The organism is Paraburkholderia sp. BL27I4N3, from assembly GCF_003386115.1.
GTDB lineage: Bacteria > Pseudomonadota > Gammaproteobacteria > Burkholderiales > Burkholderiaceae > Paraburkholderia.
Genome location: NZ_QREJ01000001.1, coordinates 858,819 through 884,282, shown reverse-complemented (window position 1 = coordinate 884,282; position 25,464 = coordinate 858,819). Strand labels below are relative to the sequence as shown.

Here is a 25,464-nt window from a genome sequence, read left to right as displayed (position 1 = left end):
CGACTTGGCGCCGCTGATCGCTCGGGACGGCTGGGCTGGGTTCGGCTTGGCCGGGGCGGCGTTGCCCGGGTCGGCTTCGCTTAAATCCGCTTGGCTTGAATCGGCATGGATTGGATCCGCTTAGAGCCACTCGGGCCGACTCGAGTCCCTCGGCATATTTGCCGCGTTGGGGCCGATCTGAATAGCGCGCCCGCACAGCACGCACTACGCTGTCGTAGGTTGTCGAATCGCGGTTATCCGGCCGCGGTTATCGGAACCCAGGCCGGTCGTCCCCGGAGGTCGCTCATGTGTGGTCGAATCAGCCAGTATCGCGAGCCGCGTTTCTACGCCGAGCACCTCGGCCTCGCCGACCCGCTCATGCTCTTCGATGCCGCCGACCGCCGTCCCGGCTACAACCTCGCGCCCGGCACCCACCCGCTCGCCATCTACCCGGATCAAACAGTGCACGCAATCCACTGGGGTTATTGCCCTGACTGGGCGCGCGAACAGCATCTGCCGCAGACGATCAATGCACGCGCCGACGCCGCGCCGAACGGGCGCTACTTCAAGGAGTTGTGGAAAACCGGACGGGTATTGGTGCCGGCAGACGGCTGGTTCGAGTGGCGCATGGAAACCGCGGCCGTGTCCACCATCGAGGATCGTAAAGACAGACTAGACGAGCCGCCAGGCCGCCAGCCCTACTTCGTGCATTTGAAGAGCGACGCGCCCATGTATCTCGCCGCGCTCTCGAGCGTGCGCGGCACTGAACCGCAAACGGAAGGCATGGGGATGGTGATCGTGACGGCGGTCGCCGACGCGGGTCTCGTCGACGTGCACGACCGCCGTCCGCTGGCATTCGCGCCGGACGCGGCGCGCCGCTGGCTGGACCCTGAATTGCCGCTCGATGAACTTGAGCAGCTGACGCGCACCGCCGGCATCGCCGCCGCGCGCTTTTGTTGGCATAGAGTGAGCCACGAAGTGGACCGCACGCTGAACGACGAGCCGGGTCTGATCGCAGCAGTAAGCTGAATTTGAGCGCCTGATAGGGGCGCGGAAGGCGGGTGAACCACGGCGGCCCAAAGCTTAAGCGCCCAATCGCCGCGCGCAAAGCTCAACGTAAGCGAGGGACGTGAGCCCGGATCAACTCCGTCACCCCAAGGACAGAAAACAGGCTGCCCGCTAGCGAGGCGCCACGTCGAATCTCAACGATCGCGCCGCTGCCCCTGCAAATCCGGGCGTTCGACCTTGACCGGCACCAGTTGCGGCTGCTGTTCGCGCAGCCGGCGCAGCAAATCGCGCGACGCGGCAATCCCGATCAAGCCAAACATGACGGCCACGCCGATCATCAGATGCGTATCCATGAATCCCTCGTCCTTCTGTCGTTGCGATTTGTAGCGATTTGCCGAACCACGGCGAACTCAGCGCGTCCGGTGCGCGCGGTGTAAGACGGCAGCGCATGAACGACACGTTAGCAAATCGACCGCACGGCAGAAGTAAGGAAATGTTGCGGCGCGGCAGTTATGTAACAGGCGCTCGCGCCAACTCCCAGCGGACGTCGACAATCCTCGGAACCCGCGCACGGCGAGGCTTCAGGTCCGCGCGAACTCGCGCAACTCCTCCTGGTCCGCGGCCAGCGTGGCGGGCAATTCGTCGCGCAGGAATTCGACCCACGTGCGAATCTTGGCGTCCAGATACTGCCGCGACGGGTACAACGCGTACAGGTTCATTTCCTGCGACGTGTATTCCGGCAGCAGCCAAACGAGTTCGCCCTTTCGCAAACCACTGATCGCCGAGTAGATCGGAATCAGCCCGACGCCCATGCCGCTCGACACGGCCACCGCCATCGCTTCGGCCACGTTCACCTGAAACGTGGTCGCGCCAAGAGCGATGGTTTCCTCACCGTTCGGGCCGTCGAAAGTCCACTTGTCGGTCGGGAACACCGGCGTGACCATTTGCAGACATGCGTGGCGCGAGAGGTCCGCCGGCGTTTGCGGCACGCCGTGCCGCTCCAGATAGGCAGGCGACGCGCAAGCAATGCTGAACGCGCTGCCGAGCCGCTGCGACACCAGCCCCGAATCCGGCAGACCGGTGGCGAGCGTGAGCGATACGTCGAAGCCTTCGTCGAGCAGATCGGGCATGCGCTGCGCCAGCGTCAATTCGATTTGCACGTCCGGGTAACGGTCCTGATAGCGGCCGACGGCCGGCACCACATAGTGCTGGCCGAAGCTCGTCATGGCGTGGACCTTCAGCTTGCCGGACGGGCGGGCGTGGGCGTCGCTCGCCTCGGCTTCCGCCTGGTCCACGTACGCGAGGATCTGCTCGCAGCGTTGCAGGTAGCGCTCGCCGGCCTCGGTCAGCGCGATGCGGCGCGTGGTGCGGTTCAACAGGCGCGTGCGCAGATGCGCTTCCAGATCGGACACCGCGCGCGACGCGTAGGCCGTGGTCGTATTCAGATGCTGCGCGGCGCCCGTGAAGCTGCCCGCTTCGACGACACGGACAAATACGCGCATGTTTTGAAGCGTATCCATAACTTTCCCTAGTAATCTGAGGCGATTGTTACACGATTCGCAAAGGCGATTGTCTCATATCTCGTAAAAATGCCTTGCATCTTTACCGGTTATTCCCCAATCAATCAAAAAATATAATGGCGCACATGCTTCTATAGTCAATTTTGGAGGAAATCGTGCAGTCTCCGGTACAGAAAGGGATCGCCGCAGCCGCGGTTCTTACGATCCTATTAACAATCGCCGGCTGTGCAAGTACCGGAGGCGTCGCGCCGCAGGCCAGCGGAATCGAACCCGCTTCGCTCGACGCGGGCAACGCGATCCGCGCGGCCAATGCGGACGCCCAATGGCCCGCGGTCGACTGGTGGCGCGCCTATAACGATCCACAGCTGAACCAATGGATCGAAGACGCGCAAACGGGCAACCCCAGCCTCGCCGCCGCCCAGGCGCGCGTGCGCGAAGCCATGTCGATGGCCGGCGTGGCCCGCGCGGCGCTGTCGCCGCAAGTAAACGGCAGCCTGTCGATCCAGCGCCAGAAGTGGGCCGACAATCTTTACTACGGCCCGGGCCCGCTGGCCGGCGAGCAATCGTGGAACAACACCGGCACGCTCGGCCTGTCGTATCACCTCGACATCTGGGGCAAGGACAAGAACGCCGCCGAGCGCGCTTTGGACGCCGCGCACGCGAGTTCGGCGGATGCCCGCGCTGCCCAGCTCGAACTGGAAGGCAACGTGGTGCGCACGTACATCGAGATGTCGCTGAACTACGCGCTGCTCGACATCGCCAAGGCTACCTTGCAGCAACAGCAGCAAATCGCGGATCTGGCCAACCGGCGTCTGAAAGGCGGCATCGGCACGCAGCTCGAAGTGAGCCAGGCCGAAACGCCGCTGCCGGAATACGAACGCCAGATCGACGAAATCGAAGAAAAGATCGCGCTCGGCCGCAACCAGCTGGCCGCGCTGGCCGGCAAGGGTCCGGGCGCGGGCGATTCGATCCAGCGCCCGAGCCTGTCGCTCGAGATGGGGCCTGCCGGTCTGCCGAGCGCGTTGCCCGCGGACCTGATCGGCCATCGGCCGGACGTGGTCGCGGCGCGCTGGACGGTCGCGGCGCAAGCGCGCGGCATCGATGTCGCCAAGGCGGACTTCTACCCGGACATCAACCTGCTGGCGTCGATCGGCGGTTATGCGGCGATGGGGCCGCTGTTCCAGTTCCTGAAGAGTCCGTCGCATAGCTGGAGCGCGGGGCCGGCGCTGTCGCTGCCGATCCTCGATGGCGGACGGCTGCGTTCGCAACTCGGCGCGGCGTCGGCGGGCTATGACGAGGCCGTCGAGAGCTATAACCAGTCGATTGTCGGCGCGCTCAAGGACATTTCCGATCAGGTGATCCGCATCCGTTCGCTTGCCACGCAGGCCGAGGATGCCGACCGTTCGGTCGCGGCGGCCCGCAAGAATTACGATTTGTCGCGCGAAGGATATCGGCGCGGCCTGACCGATTATCTGAACGTGCTCATCGCGCAGAACCAGTTGCTGCGCGCGCAGGAAGGCGTGGCGAAGATTCAGGCCGAGCGGCTGGGTGCGCATGCGTCGCTGGTCACGGCGTTGGGCGGGGGACTCGACGACCCGGCTAACGGTCCGCAGGCGAATGAGACGCTGCCGGCGCATGGGAAGGGGAAAGTGGCGAGTTCGGCTGTTGGCGTTTTGCCGGCGAACGCGTCGGCGAGCACTAATGCCGCTGCCCGGCCGTCTAAGTCAGGAAGCTGATCATGTCCGCCTCCCCTGCTTCCGCGTCGCGGTCGGCGTTTACAGCGAAGTTCGCCGCGTTCTACGCGGCCGCCGCCGACTGGGCCCGCAACGACGGCCTTACGTGGATCTACCTCTTCAAAGCGCTCGCCGCCTGCTTCCTCGCGCTCGGCGTCGCAATGAAACTTGACCTGCCGCAGCCGCGCACCGCGATGACCACCGTATTCATCGTGATGCAGCCGCAAAGCGGCATGGTGTTCGCCAAAAGCTTCTACCGGATCTGCGGGACCCTCGTCGGTCTCGTCGTGATGCTCGCCTTGATCGGCCTGTTCGCGCAGCAGCCCGAACTGTTCATCGTCACGACCGCCATCTGGGTCGGCATTTGCACCGCCGGCGCCGCGCGCAACCGCAACTTCCGCTCGTACGGTTTCGTGCTGGCCGGCTATACCGCCGCGCTGATCGGCATTCCCGCCTCGCAACATCCGGACGGCGCGTTTCTGAGCGCCCTCACGCGGGTGGCGGAAGTGGTGGTCGGCATCGTCTGCGCGGGCGCGGTGAGCGGCCTCGTGTTTCCGCAGTACGCCGGCTTGCAGATCCGCGGCACCGTGCGTGCGCGGTTCTCGGCGTTCGTCGAGTATGTGTCGGCGTCACTTGCCGGCCGCAACGACCGCGCGCAGATCGAAGCGACCAATGCGCGCTTTGTCGCCGACATCGTCGGTTTCGAAGCGGCGCGCAGCGTGGCCGTGTTCGAAGGCCCCGCTTCGCGCATGCGTGGCGGCCGTCTTGCGCGCCTGAACAGCGAGTTCATGACCGCGTCGACGCGCTTTCACGCGCTGCATCAGTTGATGAACCGCTTGCGCAACACGAACACCAGCGGCGCGGCCACCGCGATCGGCGTGCTCGAACCGTACTTCAAGGAAATCGCCCCGCTGCTCGCGAAGTCCGGCGAACCCGTGCTGAGCGCCGCCGATGCCGCGCATGCCGCCGCGCAACTCGAAGCCTACAAAGCCGAGTTGCCCAAGCGCGTGCGCGCGACGCGCGCGGAACTGGAAGTGCATCCCGAGGCGCCGCTGCTCGACTTCGACACCGGCGCCGAACTGCTGTACCGCTTCATCGACGATCTGCATGCGTACGCGGCCACCTACGCGTCGCTTGCCGTCGATACGCATGAGCGCGAGCGCTGGATCGAACGTTACGAACCGAAGACGAATGCGATCGCGGCGGGCGTCGCGGGCGTGCGCGCCGCCATCGTGATGATGGCGCTCGGCGCGTTCTGGATCGCGACCGCGTGGCCGAGCGGTTCGACCTTGACGCTGAATGCCGCGGCGATTTGCGCGCTGGCGTCGTCATCGCCGAATCCGAAGCGCACCGCCTTCCAGATGGCCGGCGGCACACTGGTCGCCACGGTGATGGGCATGATCGCGGTGTACGGTGTGTTTCCGCACATCGACGGCTTTCCGCTGCTGTGCGCCGCGCTCACGCCGTTCCTGCTGCTCGGCGTGTTCATGACGACGCGTCCCGCGCTGGCCGGCTATGGCGTCGGCTACTGCATCTTCTTCTGCTTTCTTGCCGGCCCGGACAACGTGATTCACTACGACCCGAGCGCGTTCATGAACGATGCGATGGCGCTGGTGCTGTCGATGCTGGTGTCGTCGATCGCGTTCGCCGTGCTGCTGCCGCCCTCGACGCCGTGGCTGCGCAACCGCCTGCTGGTGGATCTGCGCCGCCAGGTCGTGCTGGCGAGCCGCGCGGGCCTGCGCCGCGTGAGGTCGCGCTTCGAGAGCGGCGCGCGCGATCTGATGTTTCAGATCAATGCGCTCGCTCAGAACGAGCCCGAGCTCAAACGCGACACCTTGCGCTGGCTCTTCTCGGTGCTCGAAGTGGGCAACGCGATGATCGACCTGCGCCGCGAAGTGGCGGCGCTACCCGCCGACGCGCGCTATGCCTGGTCGATGCCGTGGCGTGTGGCGTTGCGTTCGATGCGCGATGCGCTGGCCGCGCTCTTCGAGCGGCCGCGTGAAGACCGCTTCGACCGCGCGCTGGCCGCGACCTCCGATGCGATCGCTGCCGTCCAGCAGATGCTGGCCACTTTCACGCCGCCGCGTGAAGAGCGGCATCGGCTGCAACGCATTTTGAGTCAACTGCATTTCATTCGTACCGCGCTGCTCGATCCGCAATCGCCGCTTGAACCGCTGATGAGCGAACGTGCCGACGCGTCAGAAGGAGTTCTTCATGCCACGTGATATCGCCGTTTTCGACGCCTACGTGCCGGCCATCGTGCTGCTGTTTATCGCAGGCGCCGCGCTCACCTGGATGTTGGACCGCGTGATCGCCTATACGGGTTTGTATCGCGTGGTGTGGCATCCGTCCTTGTTCCGGGCCAGCTTGCTCGTGTGTGTATGCGGCGTGCTGGGTCTCGCCGTTTATCGTTGATCAGAGTCGAAACATGACCATCCGAAATCTTGTGGGCTTCGTCGCGACAGCCGTTATTTTTATCGTCGCGATTTTGATTGGACGCGTGCTGTGGGTTCATTACATGGACGAACCCTGGACACGCGATGGGCGCGTGCGCGCCGAGATCGTGAATGTCGCGCCGGATGTTTCCGGCGCGGTTGTGGATCTGCCTGTGAAGGACAATCAACTGGTGAAGAAGGGCGATCTGTTGATGCAGATCGATCCGTCGCACTATGAGATTGCGGTTGAGCAGGCGCAGGCTGCGGTGGCGGCGCGAAAGGCCGAATTGCAGATGAAGCGCGATGATGCGCAGCGGCGCGCGGATATGGATGCTTTGGTTGTGTCCAAGGAGAGCCGGGAGAATGCGACTCATACGGCTTCGGCTGCGGAGGCTTCTTATCAGCAGGCTTTGGCGGCTCTGGATGCGGCCAAGTTGAATCTTTCGCGGACGCGGGTGGTGTCGCCGGTGGATGGTTACGTCACCAACCTCAGCGTGTTTCGCGGCGATTATGCGACGGCGGGTTCGGCCAAGCTGGCGATTGTCGATAGTCACTCGTTCTGGGTGTATGGGTACTTTGAGGAGACCAAGCTTCCTCATGTGCGCATCGGCGATAAAGCCGAAGTTCGGTTGATGAGCGGTGGCACGCTGCAAGGGCACGTCGAAAGTATTTCTCGTGGCATCTATGATCGGGACAATCCGGAAAGCCGGGAATTGCTCGCCGATGTGAATCCGACTTTCAACTGGGTGCGCCTGGCGCAGCGCGTGCCTGTGCGAGTAAAAATTGATTCGGTTCCCGAAGATGTTGTGTTGGCTGCCGGGATTACTTGCACTGTTGTTGTTACACCCGGAATTCGGAAGGCTGGGTGAGTTGTTCGGATTTCTAAGTGGTTGGCCTTTCCTTGTTTTGCTGGCGGTCTATTAGCGTTGCCCCTGTGCGGGGCGGCACCTACTTCTCTTTGCCGCCGCAAAGAGAAGTAGGCAAGAGAAAGCGGCTCACACCGCTAATTCTTAAGCGGGTCTCTCGCGCAGTCGCGGTAGTGGCGCATCTGGAATCCGTGTTCTCGCACACTCCGCGTCAGTGACAAGGCGCTCATTCTTCCGGCGGCGCTGCGCGCGCCGTCGTGGTCGTTCGGCACGCAATCGCACTGGCTATTTTCGGATTTTCAATAGTTTGCAATTCAAAATTTAAGATGCTGAACGGCTGGCTAAATCCATGCAGTAAATTTGGCAGCCCGTCTTCTTTCACCCGCCCAAACCAGGGCGAAGCTGATAGCCCCACCGCGCGCATGCGCACCCACTGTTTTCAGGCAAACCGCTCCGACTAGCGCGCAGCGCGAGGCGGGAAGAATGAGTCCCTTGTCACTTACGCGGAATGTGCGAGAACACGGATTCCAGATGCGCCACTACCGCGACTGCGCGAGAGACCCGCTTAAGAACTGGCGGTGTGAGCCGCTTTCTCTTGCCTACTTCTCTTTGCGGCGGCAAAGAGAAGTAGGTGCCGCCCCGCACAGGGGCAACGCTAATAGACCACCAGCAAAACAAGGAAAGGCCAACACCCTAAGCATCCCAAAACAACCCCACCCGCCAGAGCAAAAAACCCCCAAACTCACAACCTGAACTTCCCGACCATCGCCTTCAGACCTCGCGCCTGATCGTCCAGCGACCTGGCCGCCGCCGTCGCCTGCTCCACCAACGCCGCATTCTGCTGCGTCCCGGAATCCATCTGCGTCACGGCAAGGTTGATCTCTTCGATCCCCGCGCTTTGCTCGGAAGAAGCCGCCGAAATCTCGCCCATGATGTCGGTCACGCGCTTCACCGCCTTGACCACTTCATCCATGGTTTGTCCGGCGTCCTGAGCCAGGGTCGAGCCATTGCTCACGCGCTCCACAGAAGTACTGATCAAGCCTTTGATCTCCTTGGCAGCCGCAGCACTCCGCTGAGCGAGATTCCGCACCTCGGCAGCGACGACAGAAAATCCCCGCCCTTCCTCACCCGCCCGCGCAGCCTCGACCGCAGCGTTCAGCGCCAGAATATTGGTCTGGAACGCAATCCCTTCGATCACCCCAATGATGTCGCCGATACTGCGCGCGCTATCGTTGATATCGTTCATCGTCGCGACCACGCGGCTCACCACCGCGCCGCCCTTCTCCGCGATCTCCGACGCGTTGTTGGCCAGCGTGCTCGCCTGCTTCGCGTTATCGGCGTTCTGGCGCACCGTCGACGTCAACTGCTCCATGCTGCTAGCGGTGCGCTCGAGCGCCATCGCCTGCTGCTCGGTGCGCTGCGACAGGTCGAGATTACCCATCGAAATCTCACCCGACGCCGTCGCGATCGCATCCGCGCTTGACGCGATATCGGCGACTGTGGTCGCAAGCCCGCTTTGCATGTCCTGCAGCGCGAACAGCATGCTCGACTTGTCCTTGCGACCAAGCGCGATCTCGACCGACAGATCACCCGCCGCGATCCGGCTGGCAATTTCCTTCGCATACGCCGGCTCGCCGCCGAGTTGGCCGGCGAGGCGCCGGACCACCCACTCGCTGATGCCGAACGCGAGCACGATCAGCCCAAGCGTCGCCACCGCGATCATCACGAACGACGAGTGGTAAATAAAGCCCGACGCCTCGATGGTCGCCTTGGCCGCGGTGCCGCGCTGCGCGACGAGCTCGTCGACCATTTTTTCCAGCTTGCCGGTCTCGACCAGCATCGACACGTCCTGCGTGCCGACCTGCCAGTTCATCTGCGAGAGATCGAGCGGCTGCGCTTTCACGAGCGTCACGAAGTCGCGCAGATGCGCACTCCACACCGTCACGGCGGCGGCGAATTTCTTCTGCTGATCGACGGCCTTCGCGTCGGACGTGTCGACGTACTGTTGCAGCGTGCCGAGTTGCGCGGCGAGACCGCTCAGGCCCGCTTCGATGTCGGTGCCGAGTTCATCGCGCTCTTTCGCGGTGGTCGCGGTGAGCAGCATTTTTTGCGCGCGGCTCGCACGTAGCATGTAGCCGCGCGCTTCTTCCGCGGCGCGGCTGGCGACGTGCCCCTGATCGTAGATGGATTGAGCGGACGCATTCAGACGGCTGATCTGGGTCAGCGAGAACACGCCGATCAGCAGCGTGCCGACCAGCAGCACGGCAAACGCGAGGCGCAACATCGCCTTCACCGACAAACCCTTGAGCCTCACCGCCCGCGAGCGGCTGCTCTGGCCACGCGGCGGCTGGCCCGCCGCTTCTCCCTGCGCAACGAATCCCGCACCCGTCTGGCTGCCCAGCGAAACTGCTTTCATATTCCCCGTCCCCACGTTTAGAACTGCCGGAAAGGTCGGTTCCGGCATTGCTTCTTATCTCTCCGGGTCTACGGCAAGAACGCCCGCGATCTTTAACGTCGCTCGCGAAATGCCGGCCGGCTTTCGCCGCAAGTGTCGCCCGGTCCTCGACGCGCCGCTTTGTGAGCCGCGCGCCCGCGACCGTTTTATACATGGCCAAAAATCGCCGGTCGGCATATATCAGCCGACTTGCCAGCAGCGCGCGATCGTGGCAACACGTGCGTGCCCGGCACCGTCGAGGTGCGCGCGGTTCCCGGTTTCGGCGCACAGTCTCTGGCCCTTACAGCAGCGCGTGTCCGATTCGCGACAAAACTTGTCCTTACAATTCGGTCAGGCCACATTAAACTTCGACGAATCGTTGCCGATGCAAAACGCCGCGTCGAAATGCCGCAGCGTTGAAAAGCTTGCTCAAACAGCGCCTTGGCGGCTTCAGATCTCTCTTTGTTCTCACTTATCTAGCGTATGGAAACGAGCCTCGATAAAAGCGCCCTCGCCGGCGCGCCAGCCGTAGCTGGCCAAGCAACAGGAACCGGCGCGGGCAGCGCCGCGCAACCCGCCGCCAAAGTGCAGCGCACGGTCTACTCCGTGCTCGGCGCGATCAGCTTCTCGCACCTGCTCAACGACATGATCCAGTCGTTGATCCTGGCGATTTACCCGATGCTGAAAGACAACTTTTCGCTGTCGTTCGGCCAGATCGGCCTGATCACGCTGACCTATCAGATCACCGCGTCGCTGCTGCAACCGCTCGTCGGCAGTTACACGGACAAGCATCCGAAGCCGTATTCGCTGCCTGTCGGCATGGGCTTCACGCTCGCGGGTCTGCTGCTAATGTCGGTCGCGCCCAGCTTCGGCGTGCTGCTGGTGGCGGCCGCGCTGGTTGGCTGCGGTTCTTCGGTGTTCCATCCGGAGTCGTCGCGGGTCGCGCGCATGGCGTCGGGCGGCCGTCACGGGCTCGCACAGTCGCTGTTTCAGGTGGGCGGCAACGCGGGTTCGTCGCTCGGGCCGCTGCTCGCCGCATTGATCGTGATTCCGCACGGCCAACGCAGCATCGCGTGGTTTTCGGTGGCGGCGCTCGTTGCGATCGTCGTGCTGACGCAGATCGGCCGCTGGTACAAGGCGCATCCGTCGGTGAAGAAGGCGCGCAGCGTCGCCGGTCACGCCACGCTCTCGCGCAACAAGGTCATGTTCGCGATGGGCGTGCTGATCCTGCTGGTGTTCTCGAAGTACTTCTATCTCGCGAGCATCAACAGCTACTTCACGTTCTATCTGATCGACAAGTTCCATCTGCCGGTGCAGGCCGCGCAGGTCCATCTGTTCGTGTTCCTCGCGGCTGTCGCGGCGGGCACGGTGATCGGCGGTCCGATCGGCGACAAGATCGGTCGCAAGTACGTGATCTGGGTGTCGATCCTCGGCGTGGCGCCGTTCACGCTGCTGCTGCCGTATGCCAATCTGTTCTGGACCGGCGTGCTGACGGTGATCATCGGCGTGGTGCTGGCCTCGGCGTTCTCGGCCATCCTCGTGTATGCGCAGGAGTTGATCCCCGGCAAGGTGGGCATGGTCGCGGGCCTCTTCTTCGGCTTCGCGTTCGGCATGGGCGGGATCGGCGCGGCGGTGCTCGGGCAACTGGCCGATGCCACCAGCATCACGTACGTCTACAAGGTCTGCTCGTTCCTGCCGCTGATCGGCGTGCTGACGGTGTTCCTGCCGGATGTGGAAGGCAAGCGCGCGAAGGCGTGAGGGCCGACTGACCGCAGGTCTGGTGAAAAAAGGCGCTTCGGCGCCTTTTTCTTTGTCTGTGCGAGAGGCCGGCGACTATGGTGCGCTGCCGGAAGCGCGACTCCTCATCAATCCGACACCACGCCGCACCGCTCATGGTGAACCCGCGTTGTCCGCCGAGCCGCGCCTGCTCTATGCTTGTGCGGACACACGCCCTGCTCTCGCGCCGCGCCACACGGCCGCACGACCCGACATCCGTTCACCCACGCAGCAGAAGGATCGCCGCAGATGACAAGCTATCGCGACTTCCACCGCCGTTCGATCGAAGACCCCGAAGGATTCTGGCGCGACGAAGCGCGGCGCATCCACTGGCACACGCCGTTCGACACCGTGCTCGACCGTTCGAATCCGCCGTTCGCGCGCTGGTTTGTCGGCGGCCGCACGAACCTGTGCCATAACGCGGTGGACCGCCATCTGGCCGAGCGCGCGCAGCAGAACGCGCTGGTGTATGTGTCGACGGAAACCGGCATCGAGCGGCGCTACACCTACGCCGAACTGTACGGCGAGGTCAACCGGATGGCGGCGGTCATGCGCTCGCTCGGCGTGAAGCGCGGCGACGTGGTGCTGCTCTATCTGCCGATGATCCCCGAGGCCCTGTTCGCGATGCTCGCCTGCGCGCGGCTCGGCGCGATTCACTCGGTGGTGTTCGGCGGCTTCGCGGCGCCGAATCTGGCGGCCCGCATCGACGACGCGAAGCCGGTGCTGATCGTCACCGCCGACGCCGGCGCGCGCGGCGGCAGGGTGATCGACTACACGCCGCTGATGGACGAAGCGCTCGCCCGCGCGAAACACAAGACGCCGCATGTCCTGCTGATCGACCGGCAACTCGCGCCCGAGCGGCTCAATGCCAGTTATCTCGTCCCCTACGAACCGTTGCGCGAGCAGTTTTTCGACGCCCATGTGCCGTGCGAGTGGCTCGAATCGAACGAGCCGTCCTACGTGCTGTACACGTCGGGCACGACCGGCAAGCCGAAGGGCGTGCAACGCGATGTCGGCGGCTACGCGGTCGCGCTGGCGGCGTCGATGGAGCACATCTTTCAGGGCAAGCCGGGCGACGTGATGTTCACCGCGTCGGACGTGGGCTGGGTGGTCGGCCACAGCTATATCGTCTACGCGCCGTTGCTCGCGGGCCTCACCACCGTGATGTACGAAGGTACGCCGATCCGTCCGGACGGCGGCATCTGGTGGCGTCTCGTCGCCCATCACCGGATCAATCTGATGTTCACCGCGCCGACCGCCTTGCGCGTGCTGAAGAAGCAGGACCCGGCGCTGCTGAAGCAAGCCGACCTGACGAGCCTGCGCGCGCTGTTCCTCGCCGGCGAGCCGCTCGACGAACCGACCGCCGCCTGGATCGCCGGCGCGCTCGGCAAGCCGGTGATCGACAACTACTGGCAGACCGAAACCGGTTGGCCGATGCTGGCGATTCCGCGCGGCGTCGAAGCACTGCCGACCAGGCTTGGCTCGCCCGGCGTGCCGTCGGCGGGATTCAATCTGACCCTGCGCAACGAGTTGAGCGGCGAGCCCTGCCCGCCCGGCGAAAAGGGCGTGCTGACGCTCGACTATCCGCTGCCGCCGGGTTGCATGTCGACGGTATGGGGCGATGACAAACGCTTCGTCAGCACCTACTGGTCAAGCATTCCGAACCAGCAGGTCTATTCGACCTTCGACTGGGGCGTGCAGGACGAAGACGGCTACGTGACGATCCTCGGCCGTACCGACGACGTGATCAACGTCGCCGGCCACCGGCTCGGCACGCGCGAGATCGAGGAAGCGTTGTCGAGCCACGCGGCCGTGGCGGAAGTGGCGGTGGTCGGCGTAACGGATCCGGTGAAGGGTCAGGCGGCGATGGCCTTCGTGGTGCTGCGCGACGCGCAGGCTTACGCGGACACGAAAAAGCGCAGCAAACTGGAAAGCGAACTTACGGCGACGGTTGACCGCCAGCTTGGTGCGATTGCGCGGCCGTCACGAGTCGTGGTGGTGTCGATGCTGCCGAAGACACGCTCCGGCAAGCTGCTGCGCCGCGCGATCGCGGCGCTCGCAGAGGGACGCGAGCCGGGCGATCTGCCGACAATCGAAGATCCGGCGGCGTTGCAGCAGGTGCGCGAGGCATTGGACGACGCCGGTGGGAAATAGCTTGCAAGGCTGCGCCGTGGCTGAAGCGCGCGTTGTTATCAATGCGTCGACATGCGCGCCGCGACGCCGGCCGTCAGGTTGTCGAACTGCGCGCTTCTAAAAATCGCGTCAGAATCGCGTTCGAATACGTGCCCGCGATCGCCGTGAGAAACGACACGAAAGACTCGGGCGCGTGATCGTCCGCGGTATCGGAAACGGTACGCACGACCGCGCACGGCACGCCGTATTCGTAACAGACCTGGGCGATCGCCGCGCCTTCCATTTCCACGGCGAGCGCATCCGGCAATGCCTCGCGCAAGGCCTGAACGCCCGCGGCGCTGGCCACGAACTGATCGCCGCTGATGATCAACCCGCGATGCACGCGCGGCTCGCGCGTGCCGAAACGCGCCGCCGAGGCCGCGCCCTCCTCCGCGACGAACCGCTCGCAGGCTGCGGCGAGTTGATCGGCGAGCGCCACGTCGGCGTCGAAGCGCGAGATACCCAGCAACGGCACTTCGAAACGCGGAAACAGCGGCGATGCGTCGAGATCGTGCTGCAACAGCGCGTCGGCGACCACGATGTCGCCCACCCGCACCTCGCGCCCCACGCCGCCGGCCACGCCCGTGAAGACGATCGCCTCGACGTCGAATGCATGGATCAGCGCGCTGACCGTGGCCGCCGCCGCGACCTTGCCGACGCGTGCCAGCGTTACGACACACGGCGCGCCGTGGACACTGCCCAGGTGATAGTCGCGCTGACCGTGCGTGATCGTGCGCACGCCGGACTCGGCGCGCATTGCTTCGATCAGATCGCCAAGTTCTTGCGGCAACGCCGCCAGAATCCCGAGCGGCCGATGCGAAACCGGCGCGCCGCTGCGGTTCGGATCGATCCCGGACATGCTTGCGGCTGACGGGTCACCCACAACCGCGGGCATGCCGGCAGCTTCCACGCCGTGAGCCTCGACGCCCACCGTACCAACGCCATACGCCTCTTTGCCCACCGCGTCGACGCCAGATGCCCCGACGCCCACGCCCGGCCTGCCTGCGCCCGTGCCGCTCATTCCACCGCCTGCAATTTAGCGACCGCGAGCGCCAGCCATTTCTCGCCGTGCCGCTTGAACTTGACCTGTGCTTTCGCGTCGGTGCCGCCGCCTTCGAGCGCCGTGATCGTGCCTTCGCCGAACTTGGTGTGGAACACCTGCTGGCCGACGCGGAAACCCGTTTCAGCAGCACGCTGTTCGTTCGCGAACGCAGGCAACTGCGCGGGCGTGGACGACGCGGGCCCGGTATAACCCGGCCGCGCGAACCAGTCGCGCCCATAACCCGCGTTGTCCGAGCGGCCGCCCCAACGCGCGCCCGCCTCGACCTTCGGCGTGAGCCACTTGAGCGTTTCCTGCGGCAGTTCGTCGAAGAAACGCGAGCGGATGTTGTAGCGGGTCTGGCCGTGCAGCATGCGGCTCTGCGCGAACGACAGATACAGCCGCTCCTTGGCGCGCGTGATCGCCACGTACATCAGGCGGCGCTCTTCTTCCAGACCGTCCGACTCCATCGCGCTGTTTTCGTGCGGGAACAGCCCCTCTTCCAGACCGGTGATGAACACCGCCGTGAACTCGAGGCCCTTCGCCGCATGCACCGTCATCAGTTGCACGGCTTCCTGGCCGGCTTGCGCCTGGTTGTCGCCCGCCTCCAGCGATGCGTGCGACAGGAAGCCGGCGAGCGGCGTCATCGTGTCCGGGTTTTGTGCCGGGTCGGCGATGCCGGGCGCGTCGAGCACGACGGTATTCGGATCGTCGGTGGCGACGGCCAGTTCGGGCGCGGCGGTCGCGCCCGGACGCAGCGGGATGGAGCGCGCCGGCGTGTCCATGCCGTAGCCCTCTTCGCTGACGAACGCGGCGGCCGCGTTGACCAGTTCCTGCAAGTTCTCCAGCCGGTCCTGGCCTTCGCGTTCGTTCTGATAGAACTCCGAGAGGCCGCTCGTGCGCACCACGTATTCGACGGTTTCCGGCAGGCTCATCTGCTGCGTTTCCGCGCGCATCTTGCCGATCAGATTGGCGAAGCCCGCGAGGCTCGAACCCGCCTTGCCCGCCACGTACGGAATCGCCGCGGCCATCGAGCAGTTGTACTGACGCGCCGCGTCCGCGAGTTGCTCGATGGAGCGTGCACCGATGCCGCGCGTCGGAAAATTGACGACGCGTGCGAACGCGGTGTCGTCGTTCGGATTGTCGATCAGGCGCAGATAGGCGAGCGCGTGCTTGACTTCCTGGCGCTCGAAAAAGCGCAAGCCGCCGTACACGCGATAAGCAATGCCTGCGTTGACCAGCGTGTGTTCGATCGTGCGCGACTGCGCGTTGCTGCGGTAGAGAATCGCGACTTCGCTGCGCGACGTGCCGGTGCTGATCAGCGCCTTGATTTCCTCGACGATCCAGCCAGCTTCCTGCGAATCGGTCGCGGATTCGTACACGCGAACCGGTTCACCGTGCCCCGCGTCGGTGCGCAGATTCTTGCCAAGCCGGCGCGAGTTGTTGGCGATGAGCTGATTGGCCGCGTCGAGAATATGGCCATGCGAGCGGTAGTTCTGCTCCAGCTTGATCAGATGACGGACGTTGAACTCGTGTTCGAAGTCGCGCATGTTGCCGACGTTCGCGCCGCGGAAGGCGTAGATCGACTGGTCGTCGTCGCCGACGGCGAAAATCGAGTTGGTCTGGCCTGCCAGCATCTTGAGCCACGCGTACTGCAGCTTGTTGGTGTCCTGGAACTCGTCGACCAGAATGTGCCGGAAGCGCGCCTGGTAGTGGGCGCGCAGCGGCGGATTGTGCGCGAGCAGTTCGTAGCAGCGCAGCAGCAGTTCCGGAAAATCGACCACACCCTCGCGCTGGCATTGCTGGTCGTAGGCTTCGTAGAGTTCGACGAATTTGCGGTTGAAGTTGTCGGTGGCGTCGACGTCTTTCGGTCGCAGGCCCTGTTCCTTCGCGTTGTTGATGAAGTACTGGAGATTTTTCGCCGGGTACTTTTCGTCGTCGATGTTGAGGCCCTTCATCAGACGCTTGATGGCGGACAACTGGTCGGCGGTATCGAGAATCTGGAAGGTGGCCGGCAGGCCCGCGTCGCGGTGATGCGCGCGCAGCATGCGGTTGCACAGGCCGTGGAAGGTGCCGATCCACATGCCGCGTGTGTCGATCGGCAGGAGCGCCGAGAGACGCGACATCATTTCGCGGGCGGCTTTGTTGGTGAAGGTCACCGCCAGAATCGTGGCGGGCGACGCCAGGCCGTGCTGGATGAGCCACGCGATGCGGGTGATCAGAACGCGGGTCTTGCCGCTGCCCGCGCCGGCGAGAATGAGGGCGGGCTCGTTGGGGAGCGTGACGGCGGCGTGTTGTTCGGGGTTTAGATTGGCTAGCAGGTCGGGCATTTTTTCGGAAGGGCGGCGGGTCGTTCGACATTATATGCCCCTGACGGGGGGGCGATTTTTTGCCTGCTTGGCGGGGTGGGTTGGTTTGTGGTGCTTGGGTTCGTTGTTGGGCTTTTCTTGCGGTCAATGGGGGGTGGGTTTGCTTGTTGGGTGGGCCTTTCCTTGAAATCTTTGTGGTTTATTGGCGTTGCCCCTGTGCGGGGCAATGCTCTCAACTTAAGCCTCGAAGGGCTTGTATACAGGGCGTTAGCCCTGTAAACTTCATCGCATAACTCACTGATAAATCAACGATATGAACTCAAATACCAGCGTCCTCAAGGCTTCTGGCTGAGTTCTCCGAATTCCTGTTCGATCCGGCGCTCGCCGATCGCGTGCGTCGTTCTCCCACCGCCTTTACCCGCAATCGCACACTGACCTTGCCGCGCATGGCCGCGCTGATGATGTCGGGCATGTGCGCCAGTGTGCAGGCCGAACTTGACGCGCTATTCGGCGCACTGGGAAGCCGCGGCGGGCGCACCCGCGCTGTCAGCGCACAGGCCTTCAGCAAGGCGCGACGGGGCGTGTCTGCCGAACTGTTCGAGCTGGCCCGCGCCCGCCTGATCTCGCTGGCCCAACCCCATATCGATTCGATGCGCTGGCACGGCCTGAGGCTGGTCGCCGCTGATGGCAGCCGCCTGCGTGTGGGCACGCGTCGCGGCCATGAACTGCGCGCCGATCACTACGCGTTTGCGCTATTCCTGCCGGGTTCCGAACTGACCCTGCACGCTGCACTTCATCCCGCCGACGGCGGCGAGCGGCAGATGCTGTTCGAAGCCCTCGATGTGCTGCAACCGCATACCGACCTGCTGCTGCTCGATCGCGGCTATATCGGCAACGCGATGGTGGCCGCACTCGCACAGCGCGAAATCCCGTTCTGCATGCGCGTCGATGCGCGTAACTGGAAATGCGTCAGCGCCTTTGCCCGCAGCGGTAAAGCCGAGCGTGTGGTGACACTGGACGCGCCCGGCGAACTGGATGCCCGCGACTATGAACTGGCGCGTACGCCCACCACTGTTCGCCTGATCCGCGACGTCACGCCGGGCGGTCGCGTGCGGGTGCTGATGACCTCGCTGCTCGATGGCGGGCGTTATCCGGCGGCATCGTTCGGCGCGCTCTATCACCAGCGCTGGCGGGTCGAGGAAGCGTTCAAACGACTCAAGCACCGGCTGCGGCTGGAAGCCGTCACAGGCCTCGATTACCTGGCGTTACAGCAGGACTTCGGCGCAAAATCCTCGCCGACAACCTGTTCACCCTGCTCAGCGATCTCGATGCGCCGCACGACGACAGACATGCCAGCCGTCCTAACCGGGTGTATGCACTGGGCGCACTCAAGCCCATCCTCGGCGCGTGTCTTCTGCGCATCCAGCGCTGCCTGGACGGCCTCGCCGGTGTGCTGGAAATGATCCAACAGACCCGATGCCGGATACAGCCCTCACGCTCCTATACAAGACCACCCAGAAAAGCCAAGCCCCACTTCCACCTCGCGTACAAACTTGCTTGATGCAGCGGAGCTTAAGTTGAGAGCATTGCCCCGCACAGGGGCAACGCTAATAAACCACAAAGATTTCAAGGAAAGGCCCACCCAGCGACCAAACAGCCCAAAAAACCACCTCCCGGCAACCACAATAAGCCTGCTGTAGAATTTGACCCTCCGGCGTCAAAAAACACGCCCACTCCCCCGAAGGTCATCGTCGATGCAAATTCAGATTCACAAGGAAGTCGATGCACGCGGGCTCATGTGCCCGCTGCCCATTTTGCGCGCCAAGAAGGCGCTCGCCGACATGGAAAGTGGCCAGATTCTCAAGGTGCTCGCCACCGATCCGGGCTCGCAGCGCGATTTCGCCGCGTTTGCGAGACAAACCGGCAATGAAATCGTCGAAAGCTCCGCGCATGACAAGGTTTTCACCTTCCTGATGAAGCGCCGCTGACCTCGGCGTACCAGCGCGCGCCCGCCGGAGCGATTGCCAGAAAACAAAAGGCGCTGTGCCCACGAATGCGGGCACAACGCCTTTTAACTTCGGTTCAACGCTACCGGGTGGCTAACGGCTCACAGCCGCTCAACCTTCCAGCACCGGCGAACGGGTGCGCAGATATTCCTCGAAATCGGCGGCCACTTCCGGGTGACGCAAGGCAAACTCGACGGTTGCCTTCAGATAGCCCAGCTTGCTGCCGCAATCGAAACGCGTGCCGTGATACTTGTACGCCAGCACCTGTTCGTCGGCGAGCAGCGACTGAATCGCGTCCGTGAGCTGCAATTCACCGCCCGCGCCCGGCTTCAACGCACGCAGATGGTCGAAGATGCGCGGCTTCAGCACATAACGGCCGACCACGCCGAGATTCGACGGCGCCACGCTCGGCTCCGGCTTTTCGACGATGCCCGACATCTTGATGATCGAGTCTTCCCACTCCTTGCCGTCGACGATACCGTACGACTTCGTCTCCTGGGCCGGGATCTCTTCGACGCCGATCACCGAGCTGTGATAGTGGTCGAACACCTCGATCATCTGCGTCATGACAGGCGGCGTGCCGTACAGCAAGTCGTCCGCGAGAATCACGGCGAACGGGTTGTCGCCCACCAGCTTTTCGGCGCACATCACCGCGTGGCCCAGGCCCAGCGCTTCCGGCTGACGTACGTAGAAACAGTCCACATGGCTCGGCTTGATGCTGCGCACGAGTTCCAGCAGCTTGTCCTTGCCGCGCGCCTCGAGTTCGGCCTCGATTTCATATGACTTATCGAAGTGGTCCTCGATCGCGCGCTTGCTGCGGCCCGTGACGAAGATCATTTCGGTGATGCCGGCCGCCATTGCCTCTTCGACCGCGTACTGGATCAGCGGCTTGTCGACAATCGGAAGCATCTCTTTCGGGCTCGCCTTCGTGGCAGGGAGGAACCGGGTGCCAAGACCTGCTACCGGAAAAACCGCCTTTGTAACTTTTAGCATGTGATTACCCTGAATCCTCTGAATTAGCGATCGGTCCTTGCCCGCCTCCTGGGACGGGCACGGAGCTTGATCAAACCGGCAAGCGCGCCAGTTGGGCTTTCAGCTTGCCCACTGTCGCTTCGAATTCTGCCAGTCTTTTCTGCTCCTGCTCAACGACTGCCGGCGGTGCCTTGGCAACGAAACTTTCGTTCTGCAATTTGCCGTTGCACTTGACGATTTCCGTACTCAACCGCGCAATCTCCTTCGACAACCGCTCGCGCTCGACTGCCACATCGATTTCCACTTTCAGCACGAGCTTGTCATTCCCAACGATAGCAATTGGCGCGCCATCTGCCTGCGCGTCCAAGCTTGCCTCGTCGGCAATGATCTGCACTTCGGACAAACGGGCCAATGCCTGTGCGTACGGAGCAAAGGTGCGCAGGCGCTCCGCGTTGCCGGTAGCGAGCAACGGCACCTTGACCGCCGGCGACAGATTCATTTCGCCGCGCAGATTCCGGCACGCATCGATCACTGCTTTCAGATCGGCCGCCCACTGTTCCGCGTCTTCATCGATCTTCGACGGTTCGGCGACGGGGTACGGCTGCACCATGATGGACGCTTCACCCTCGGCTTTGTCCTTGGGATAACGCCCGGCCAACGGCGCTACTTTTTGCCACAGCGCTTCGGTGATGAACGGAATCACCGGGTGCGCCAGTCGCAGCACCGTCTCGAGCACGCGCAACAGCGTGCGGCGAGTTGCGCGCTGCTGGTTCGGCTGACCCGTCTGGATCTGAACTTTCGCGAGCTCCAGATACCAATCACAGTATTCGTCCCATACGAACTTGTATAGGGCGTTGGCCACATTATCAAAACGATAATCGGCGAAACCCTTGGCGATTTCCGCTTCCACGCGCTGCAGCCGCGACACGATCCAGTAGTCGGCCTGGGAGAAATGCAGGTGCCCGTCCGGGCCGCATTCGCCGCATTGTTCCGGCTTGCCGAAGCCGCAATCGTGGCCTTCGCAGTTCATCAGCACGAAACGGGTGGCATTCCACAGCTTGTTGCAGAAGTTGCGATAGCCTTCGCAGCGCGCCAGATCGAAGTTGACATTGCGCCCGAGCGTGGCCATCGACGCCATCGTGAAGCGCAGCGCGTCCGTGCCGAATGCCGGGATGCCGTCGGGGAATTCCTTACGGGTTTTCTTTTCGATGGACGCGGCCTGCTTCGGATTCATCAGGCCGGTGGTGCGCTTGGCGACCAGCGCGTCGAGGCCGATGCCGTCGACGATATCGATCGGGTCGAGCGTATTGCCCTTGCTCTTCGACATCTTCTGGCCTTCGGCGTCGCGCACGAGGCCGTGCACATACACTGTGTCGAACGGCACCTTGCCGGTGAAGTGCGTGGTCATCATGACCATGCGCGCGACCCAGAAAAAGATGATGTCGAAGCCGGTGACCAGCACCGACGACGGCAGGAAGTGTTTCAGTTCCGGCGTTTCATTCGGCCAGCCGAGCGACGAAAACGGCACCAGCGCGGACGAGAACCACGTGTCGAGCACGTCCTCATCGCGCTTGAGCGCGCCTGTGTAGCCGGCGGCCGCAGCCTTGGCGCGCGCGCCTTCCTCGGTCTTCGCGACGAAGATTTCGCCGTTTTCGCCGTACCACGCCGGAATCTGATGGCCCCACCAGAGCTGGCGCGAGATGCACCAGTCCTGGATGTTTTCGAGCCACTGATAGTAAGTGGTGGTCCAGTTTTCCGGCACGAACTTGATTTCGCCGCTGCGCACCACGTCGAGGGCCGTTTCGGCGATCGATTTGCCTGGATTGAAGGTGCCTTCCGGCGCCGGCTTGCTCATGGCGACGAACCATTGGTCCGTCAGCATCGGCTCGATCACGACGCCCGTGCGGTCGCCGCGCGGCACCATCAGCTTGTGCGGCTTGACCGATTCGAGTACGCCGAGCGCTTCGAGGTCGGCCACAACTTGCTTGCGGGCTTCGAAGCGGTCGAGGCCGCGGTATTTTTCCGGTGCGTTGTCGTTGATCTTCGCGTCGAGCGTGAGGATTTCGATCATCGGCAGCTTGTGGCGCAGGCCGACCTGATAATCGTTGAAATCGTGCGCGGGCGTGACCTTGACGACGCCGGTGCCGAACTCGCGGTCGACATAATCATCCGCGATGATCGGCACTTCGCGGCCTGACAGCGGCAGCGTGACCGTCTTGCCGATCAGATGCGCGTAGCGCTCGTCTTCCGGGTGGACCATCACGGCGGTGTCGCCGAGCATGGTTTCCGGGCGCGTGGTGGCGACCGTCAAGTGACCAGAGCCGTCCGTGAGCGGATACTGGATGTGCCAGAGCGAGCCGTTTTCTTCTTCGCTGACCACTTCGAGGTCGGAGACGGCGGTGAGCAGCACCGGGTCCCAGTTCACGAGGCGCTTGCCGCGATAGATCAGGCCCTGTTCATACAGGCGTACGAAGACGTCGCGCACGGCGGCCGACATCTTGTCGTCCATCGTGAAGTATTCGCGCGACCAGTCGATCGAAGCGCCCAGGCGGCGCACCTGGTTCGTGATGGTCGAGCCGGATTCCTGCTTCCATTCCCAGACGCGTTCGACGAATTTTTCACGGCCGAGGTCGTGGCGCGAGATGCCCTGTGCGTCCAGTTGCCGTTCGACGACGATCTGCGTGGCGATGCCCGCGTGGTCCGTGCCCGGCACCCACAGGGTGTTTTCGCCGAGCATGCGGTGATAGCGGGTCAGGCCGTCCATGATCGTCTGGTTGAACGCATGGCCCATGTGGAGGGTGCCCGTGACGTTCGGCGGCGGCAACTGGATCGAGAAATCTTTCCGGTTTTCCTCGATGGTGGGCGTCGCGTAGGCGCGCTTTTCCCATTCGGGGCCCCAGTGGGCTTCAATGGTGTGGGGCTCAAAGCTTTTGGCAAGCGTAGAGGTGGTGTCGCTCGGGGTCTCGCTCATTTGTGTCGGTTCGGCTGGTGAATGCTGAGAATGGTTGATTATAAGCGGCGCCTGGCGGGCGGGCGGGTTTTGGGTGTTTTGGTGGGATGGTTCGGTTGCCTGGCGATGTGGGCCTTTCCTTGAAATCGTTGTGGTTTATTGGGGTTGCCCCTGTGCGGGGCAATGCTCTCAACTTAAGCCTCGAAGGGCTTGTATACAGGGCGTTAGCCCTGTAAACTTCATCGCATAACTCACTGATAAATCAACGATATGAACTCAAATACCAGCGTCCTCAAGGCTTCTGGCTGAGTTCTCCGAATTCCTGTTCGATCCGGCGCTCGCCGATCGCGTGCGTCGTTCTCCCACCGCCTTTACCCGCAATCGCACACTGACCTTGCCGCGCATGGCCGCGCTGATGATGTCGGGCATGTGCGCCAGTGTGCAGGCCGAACTTGACGCGCTATTCGGCGCACTGGGAAGCCGCGGCGGGCGCACCCGCGCTGTCAGCGCACAGGCCTTCAGCAAGGCGCGACGGGGCGTGTCTGCCGAACTGTTCGAGCTGGCCCGCGCCCGCCTGATCTCGCTGGCCCAACCCCATATCGATTCGATGCGCTGGCACGGCCTGAGGCTGGTCGCCGCTGATGGCAGCCGCCTGCGTGTGGGCACGCGTCGCGGCCATGAACTGCGCGCCGATCACTACGCGTTTGCGCTATTCCTGCCGGGTTCCGAACTGACCCTGCACGCTGCACTTCATCCCGCCGACGGCGGCGAGCGGCAGATGCTGTTCGAAGCCCTCGATGTGCTGCAACCGCATACCGACCTGCTGCTGCTCGATCGCGGCTATATCGGCAACGCGATGGTGGCCGCGCTCGCACAGCGCGAAATCCCGTTCTGCATGCGCGTCGATGCGCGTAACTGGAAATGCGTCAGCGCCTTTGCCCGCAGCGGTAAAGCCGAGCGTGTGGTGACACTGGACGCGCCCAGCGAACTGGATGCCCGCGACTATGAACTGGCGCGTACGCCCACCACTGTGCGCCTGATCCGCGACGTCACGCCGGGCGGTCGCGTGCGGGTGCTGATGACCTCGCTGCTCGATGGCGGGCGTTATCCGGCGGCATCGTTCGGCGCGCTCTATCATCAGCGCTGGCGGGTCGAGGAAGCGTTCAAACGACTCAAGCACCGGCTGCGGCTGGAAGCCGTCACAGGCCTCGATTACCTGGCGTTACAGCAGGACTTCGGCGCAAAAATCCTCGCCGACAACCTGTTCACCCTGCTCAGCGATCTCGATGCGCCGCACGACGACAGACATGCCAGCCGTCCCAACCGGGTGTATGCACTGGGCGCACTCAAGCCCATCCTCGGCGCGTGTCTTCTGCGCATCCAGCGCTGCCTGGACGGCCTCGCCGGTGTGCTGGAACTGATCCGCCAGACCCGATGCCGGATACAGCCCTCACGCTCCTATACAAGACCACCCAGAAAGGCCAAGCCCCACTTCCATCTCGCGTACAAACTCGCATGATCCAGCGGAGCTTAAGTTGAGAGCATTGCTGTGCGGGGCGGCACTTCCTTTCTTTGCCGGCCGCAAAGAAAGGAAGCAAAGAAAGCGGCTTCACACCGCCAACTTATAAGCGGGTCCTCCGGCTGGGAGGAGGTAGTGGCACATCTGGAATCTGTGCCCTCGCGCATTCGGAGCTTGTGACAAGGCAGTCATACCGCCCGCCTCGCGCTGCGCGCTCGCCGGAACGGTCCGTCCAAAAAACCGTCGCTGCGCGCGCGTGCGGTGGGGCCACCGGCTTCGCCGCGGCGATGCCGCGAAGCGGCCGGCGGTCTTGAAGGCGGCGGCCGCGATGGACGGAGCGGGCACCACGGGAAATGCCGTCGGACGTGGGAAATGACGGGACGAAAACAGTTGCGCGCAAAAAAGCCGAGCACCCCGGCAAGCCGCCCATGCCGGAAATCCGTCCACGACTCATTGAACGCTTGGCATCGAAACGACCGATGTTTTGCAGAACGACCGCGACGGCGCGCGCAGCGCTGCCGGAAGAATGAGCGCCTTGTCACGAACGCGGAAGGCGCGAGGGCACAGATTCCAGATGCGCCACTACCTCCTCCAAGCCAGGAGATCCGCTTACAGGCTGGCGGTGTGAAGCCGCTTTCTTTGCTTCCTTTCTTTGCGGCCGGCAAAGAAAGGAAGTGCCGCCCCGCACAGGGCAACGCCAATAAACCACAAAAATTTCAAGGAAAGGCCCACACAGCAAGCAAACC

17 protein-coding genes are annotated in these 25,464 nt (G+C 63.5%); 10 read left to right on the top strand and 7 right to left on the bottom strand.

The annotated features are described in order from the left end of the window. Positions 1–285 precede the first annotated feature (285 nt). On the top strand, positions 286–1,008 hold the full coding sequence (locus B0G71_RS04025; protein ID WP_116139897.1) for an SOS response-associated peptidase: 723 nt from the start codon (positions 286–288) through the stop codon (positions 1,006–1,008). A gap of 173 nt (positions 1,009–1,181) precedes the next feature. Here B0G71_RS04025 and B0G71_RS41225 read toward each other — a convergent pair whose 3' ends face one another. After that, positions 1,182–1,340, bottom strand: coding sequence for a hypothetical protein (locus tag B0G71_RS41225; RefSeq protein WP_166679038.1), 159 nt, complete (start codon positions 1,338–1,340; stop codon positions 1,182–1,184). A 228-nt stretch (positions 1,341–1,568) separates the two neighbouring features. Continuing rightward, positions 1,569–2,507, bottom strand: coding sequence for a LysR family transcriptional regulator (locus B0G71_RS04020; RefSeq protein ID WP_106286393.1), 939 nt, complete (start codon positions 2,505–2,507; stop codon positions 1,569–1,571). A 155-nt stretch (positions 2,508–2,662) separates the two neighbouring features. Here B0G71_RS04020 and B0G71_RS04015 point away from each other — a divergent pair, with 155 nt between their 5' ends. From B0G71_RS04015 to B0G71_RS04000, 4 genes are read left to right on the top strand one after another with little or no spacing between them, the layout of a single operon-like run. Then, positions 2,663–4,243 carry an efflux transporter outer membrane subunit gene (locus B0G71_RS04015; protein ID WP_116148312.1) on the top strand — a complete coding sequence of 527 codons (1,581 nt, stop codon included), beginning with the start codon at positions 2,663–2,665 and terminating at the stop codon, positions 4,241–4,243. 2 nt (positions 4,244–4,245) lie between these two features. Further along, entirely contained in the window at positions 4,246–6,465 is a 2,220-nt protein-coding gene (locus tag B0G71_RS04010) for an FUSC family protein (RefSeq protein WP_116139895.1), read from the top strand. Further along, a complete protein-coding gene (locus B0G71_RS04005; protein ID WP_106286390.1) occupies positions 6,455–6,655 on the top strand; it encodes a DUF1656 domain-containing protein in 201 nt (66 codons plus the stop codon). Before B0G71_RS04010 ends, B0G71_RS04005 begins: the two co-directional genes overlap by 11 nt. A gap of 13 nt (positions 6,656–6,668) precedes the next feature. Next, the gene (locus B0G71_RS04000; RefSeq protein ID WP_116139893.1) at positions 6,669–7,544 is read left to right on the top strand and encodes an HlyD family secretion protein; all 876 of its coding nucleotides are present in this window, start codon (positions 6,669–6,671) and stop codon (positions 7,542–7,544) included. Positions 7,545–8,283: 739 nt separating this feature from the next. Here the strand turns inward: B0G71_RS04000 and B0G71_RS03995 are convergent. Beyond that, positions 8,284–9,957, bottom strand: coding sequence for a methyl-accepting chemotaxis protein (locus tag B0G71_RS03995; protein ID WP_116139892.1), 1,674 nt, complete (start codon positions 9,955–9,957; stop codon positions 8,284–8,286). A 501-nt stretch (positions 9,958–10,458) separates the two neighbouring features. Here B0G71_RS03995 and B0G71_RS03990 point away from each other — a divergent pair. Then, a complete protein-coding gene (locus tag B0G71_RS03990; protein ID WP_116139889.1) occupies positions 10,459–11,733 on the top strand; it encodes an MFS transporter in 1,275 nt (424 codons plus the stop codon). A 177-nt stretch (positions 11,734–11,910) separates the two neighbouring features. Beyond that, the gene (locus B0G71_RS03985) at positions 11,911–13,905 is read left to right on the top strand and encodes a propionate--CoA ligase (RefSeq protein ID WP_404935319.1); all 1,995 of its coding nucleotides are present in this window, start codon (positions 11,911–11,913) and stop codon (positions 13,903–13,905) included. Between the two features lie 73 nt (positions 13,906–13,978). On the opposite strand, the gene B0G71_RS03980 is transcribed toward B0G71_RS03985, so the two are convergent. Further along, positions 13,979–14,782: a 5'-methylthioadenosine/adenosylhomocysteine nucleosidase gene (locus B0G71_RS03980; protein WP_258875744.1), complete on the bottom strand. Its 804-nt coding sequence runs from the start codon at positions 14,780–14,782 to the stop codon at positions 13,979–13,981. A 158-nt stretch (positions 14,783–14,940) separates the two neighbouring features. Beyond that, positions 14,941–17,292 (bottom strand): UvrD-helicase domain-containing protein, encoded by a 2,352-nt coding sequence (locus B0G71_RS03975; protein ID WP_116139883.1) that lies wholly within the window; start codon positions 17,290–17,292, stop codon positions 14,941–14,943. A gap of 371 nt (positions 17,293–17,663) precedes the next feature. Here B0G71_RS03975 and B0G71_RS03970 point away from each other — a divergent pair, with 371 nt between their 5' ends. Beyond that, positions 17,664–18,734: a transposase gene (locus B0G71_RS03970; protein ID WP_258875480.1), complete on the top strand. Its 1,071-nt coding sequence runs from the start codon at positions 17,664–17,666 to the stop codon at positions 18,732–18,734. 297 nt (positions 18,735–19,031) lie between these two features. Then, positions 19,032–19,259, top strand: a complete 228-nt coding sequence (locus B0G71_RS03965) for a sulfurtransferase TusA family protein (protein ID WP_041759012.1) — start codon at positions 19,032–19,034, stop codon at positions 19,257–19,259. A 129-nt stretch (positions 19,260–19,388) separates the two neighbouring features. Here the strand turns inward: B0G71_RS03965 and galU are convergent, their stop codons facing one another. Then, the gene (gene galU, locus B0G71_RS03960; RefSeq protein WP_116117836.1) at positions 19,389–20,270 is read right to left on the bottom strand and encodes a UTP--glucose-1-phosphate uridylyltransferase GalU; all 882 of its coding nucleotides are present in this window, start codon (positions 20,268–20,270) and stop codon (positions 19,389–19,391) included. Between the two features lie 70 nt (positions 20,271–20,340). Further along, positions 20,341–23,220: a valine--tRNA ligase gene (locus tag B0G71_RS03955; protein ID WP_116139881.1), complete on the bottom strand. Its 2,880-nt coding sequence runs from the start codon at positions 23,218–23,220 to the stop codon at positions 20,341–20,343. Between the two features lie 259 nt (positions 23,221–23,479). Here B0G71_RS03955 and B0G71_RS03950 point away from each other — a divergent pair, with 259 nt between their 5' ends. Then, positions 23,480–24,718: an IS4 family transposase gene (locus tag B0G71_RS03950; RefSeq protein ID WP_309546282.1), complete on the top strand. Its 1,239-nt coding sequence runs from the start codon at positions 23,480–23,482 to the stop codon at positions 24,716–24,718. The last annotated feature ends 746 nt before the right edge of the window (positions 24,719–25,464 follow it).

Excerpts from the sequence above, each read along its gene's own strand:
- B0G71_RS03995 (WP_116139892.1), bottom strand. The coding sequence starts at position 9,957 with ATGAAAGCAGTTTCGCTGGGCAGCCAGACGGGTGCGGGATTCGTTGCG.
- B0G71_RS03955 (WP_116139881.1), bottom strand. The coding sequence starts at position 23,220 with ATGAGCGAGACCCCGAGCGACACCACCTCTACGCTTGCCAAAAGCTTT.
- B0G71_RS04010 (WP_116139895.1), top strand. The coding sequence starts at position 4,246 with ATGTCCGCCTCCCCTGCTTCCGCGTCGCGGTCGGCGTTTACAGCGAAG.
- B0G71_RS03990 (WP_116139889.1), top strand. The coding sequence starts at position 10,459 with ATGGAAACGAGCCTCGATAAAAGCGCCCTCGCCGGCGCGCCAGCCGTA.
- B0G71_RS03980 (WP_258875744.1), bottom strand. The coding sequence starts at position 14,782 with ATGTCCGGGATCGATCCGAACCGCAGCGGCGCGCCGGTTTCGCATCGG.
- B0G71_RS04000 (WP_116139893.1), top strand. The coding sequence starts at position 6,669 with ATGACCATCCGAAATCTTGTGGGCTTCGTCGCGACAGCCGTTATTTTT.
- galU (WP_116117836.1), bottom strand. The coding sequence starts at position 20,270 with ATGCTAAAAGTTACAAAGGCGGTTTTTCCGGTAGCAGGTCTTGGCACC.
- B0G71_RS04025 (WP_116139897.1), top strand. The coding sequence starts at position 286 with ATGTGTGGTCGAATCAGCCAGTATCGCGAGCCGCGTTTCTACGCCGAG.
- B0G71_RS04005 (WP_106286390.1), top strand. The coding sequence starts at position 6,455 with ATGCCACGTGATATCGCCGTTTTCGACGCCTACGTGCCGGCCATCGTG.
- B0G71_RS41225 (WP_166679038.1), bottom strand. The coding sequence starts at position 1,340 with ATGGATACGCATCTGATGATCGGCGTGGCCGTCATGTTTGGCTTGATC.
- B0G71_RS04020 (WP_106286393.1), bottom strand. The coding sequence starts at position 2,507 with ATGGATACGCTTCAAAACATGCGCGTATTTGTCCGTGTCGTCGAAGCG.
- B0G71_RS03975 (WP_116139883.1), bottom strand. The coding sequence starts at position 17,292 with ATGCCCGACCTGCTAGCCAATCTAAACCCCGAACAACACGCCGCCGTC.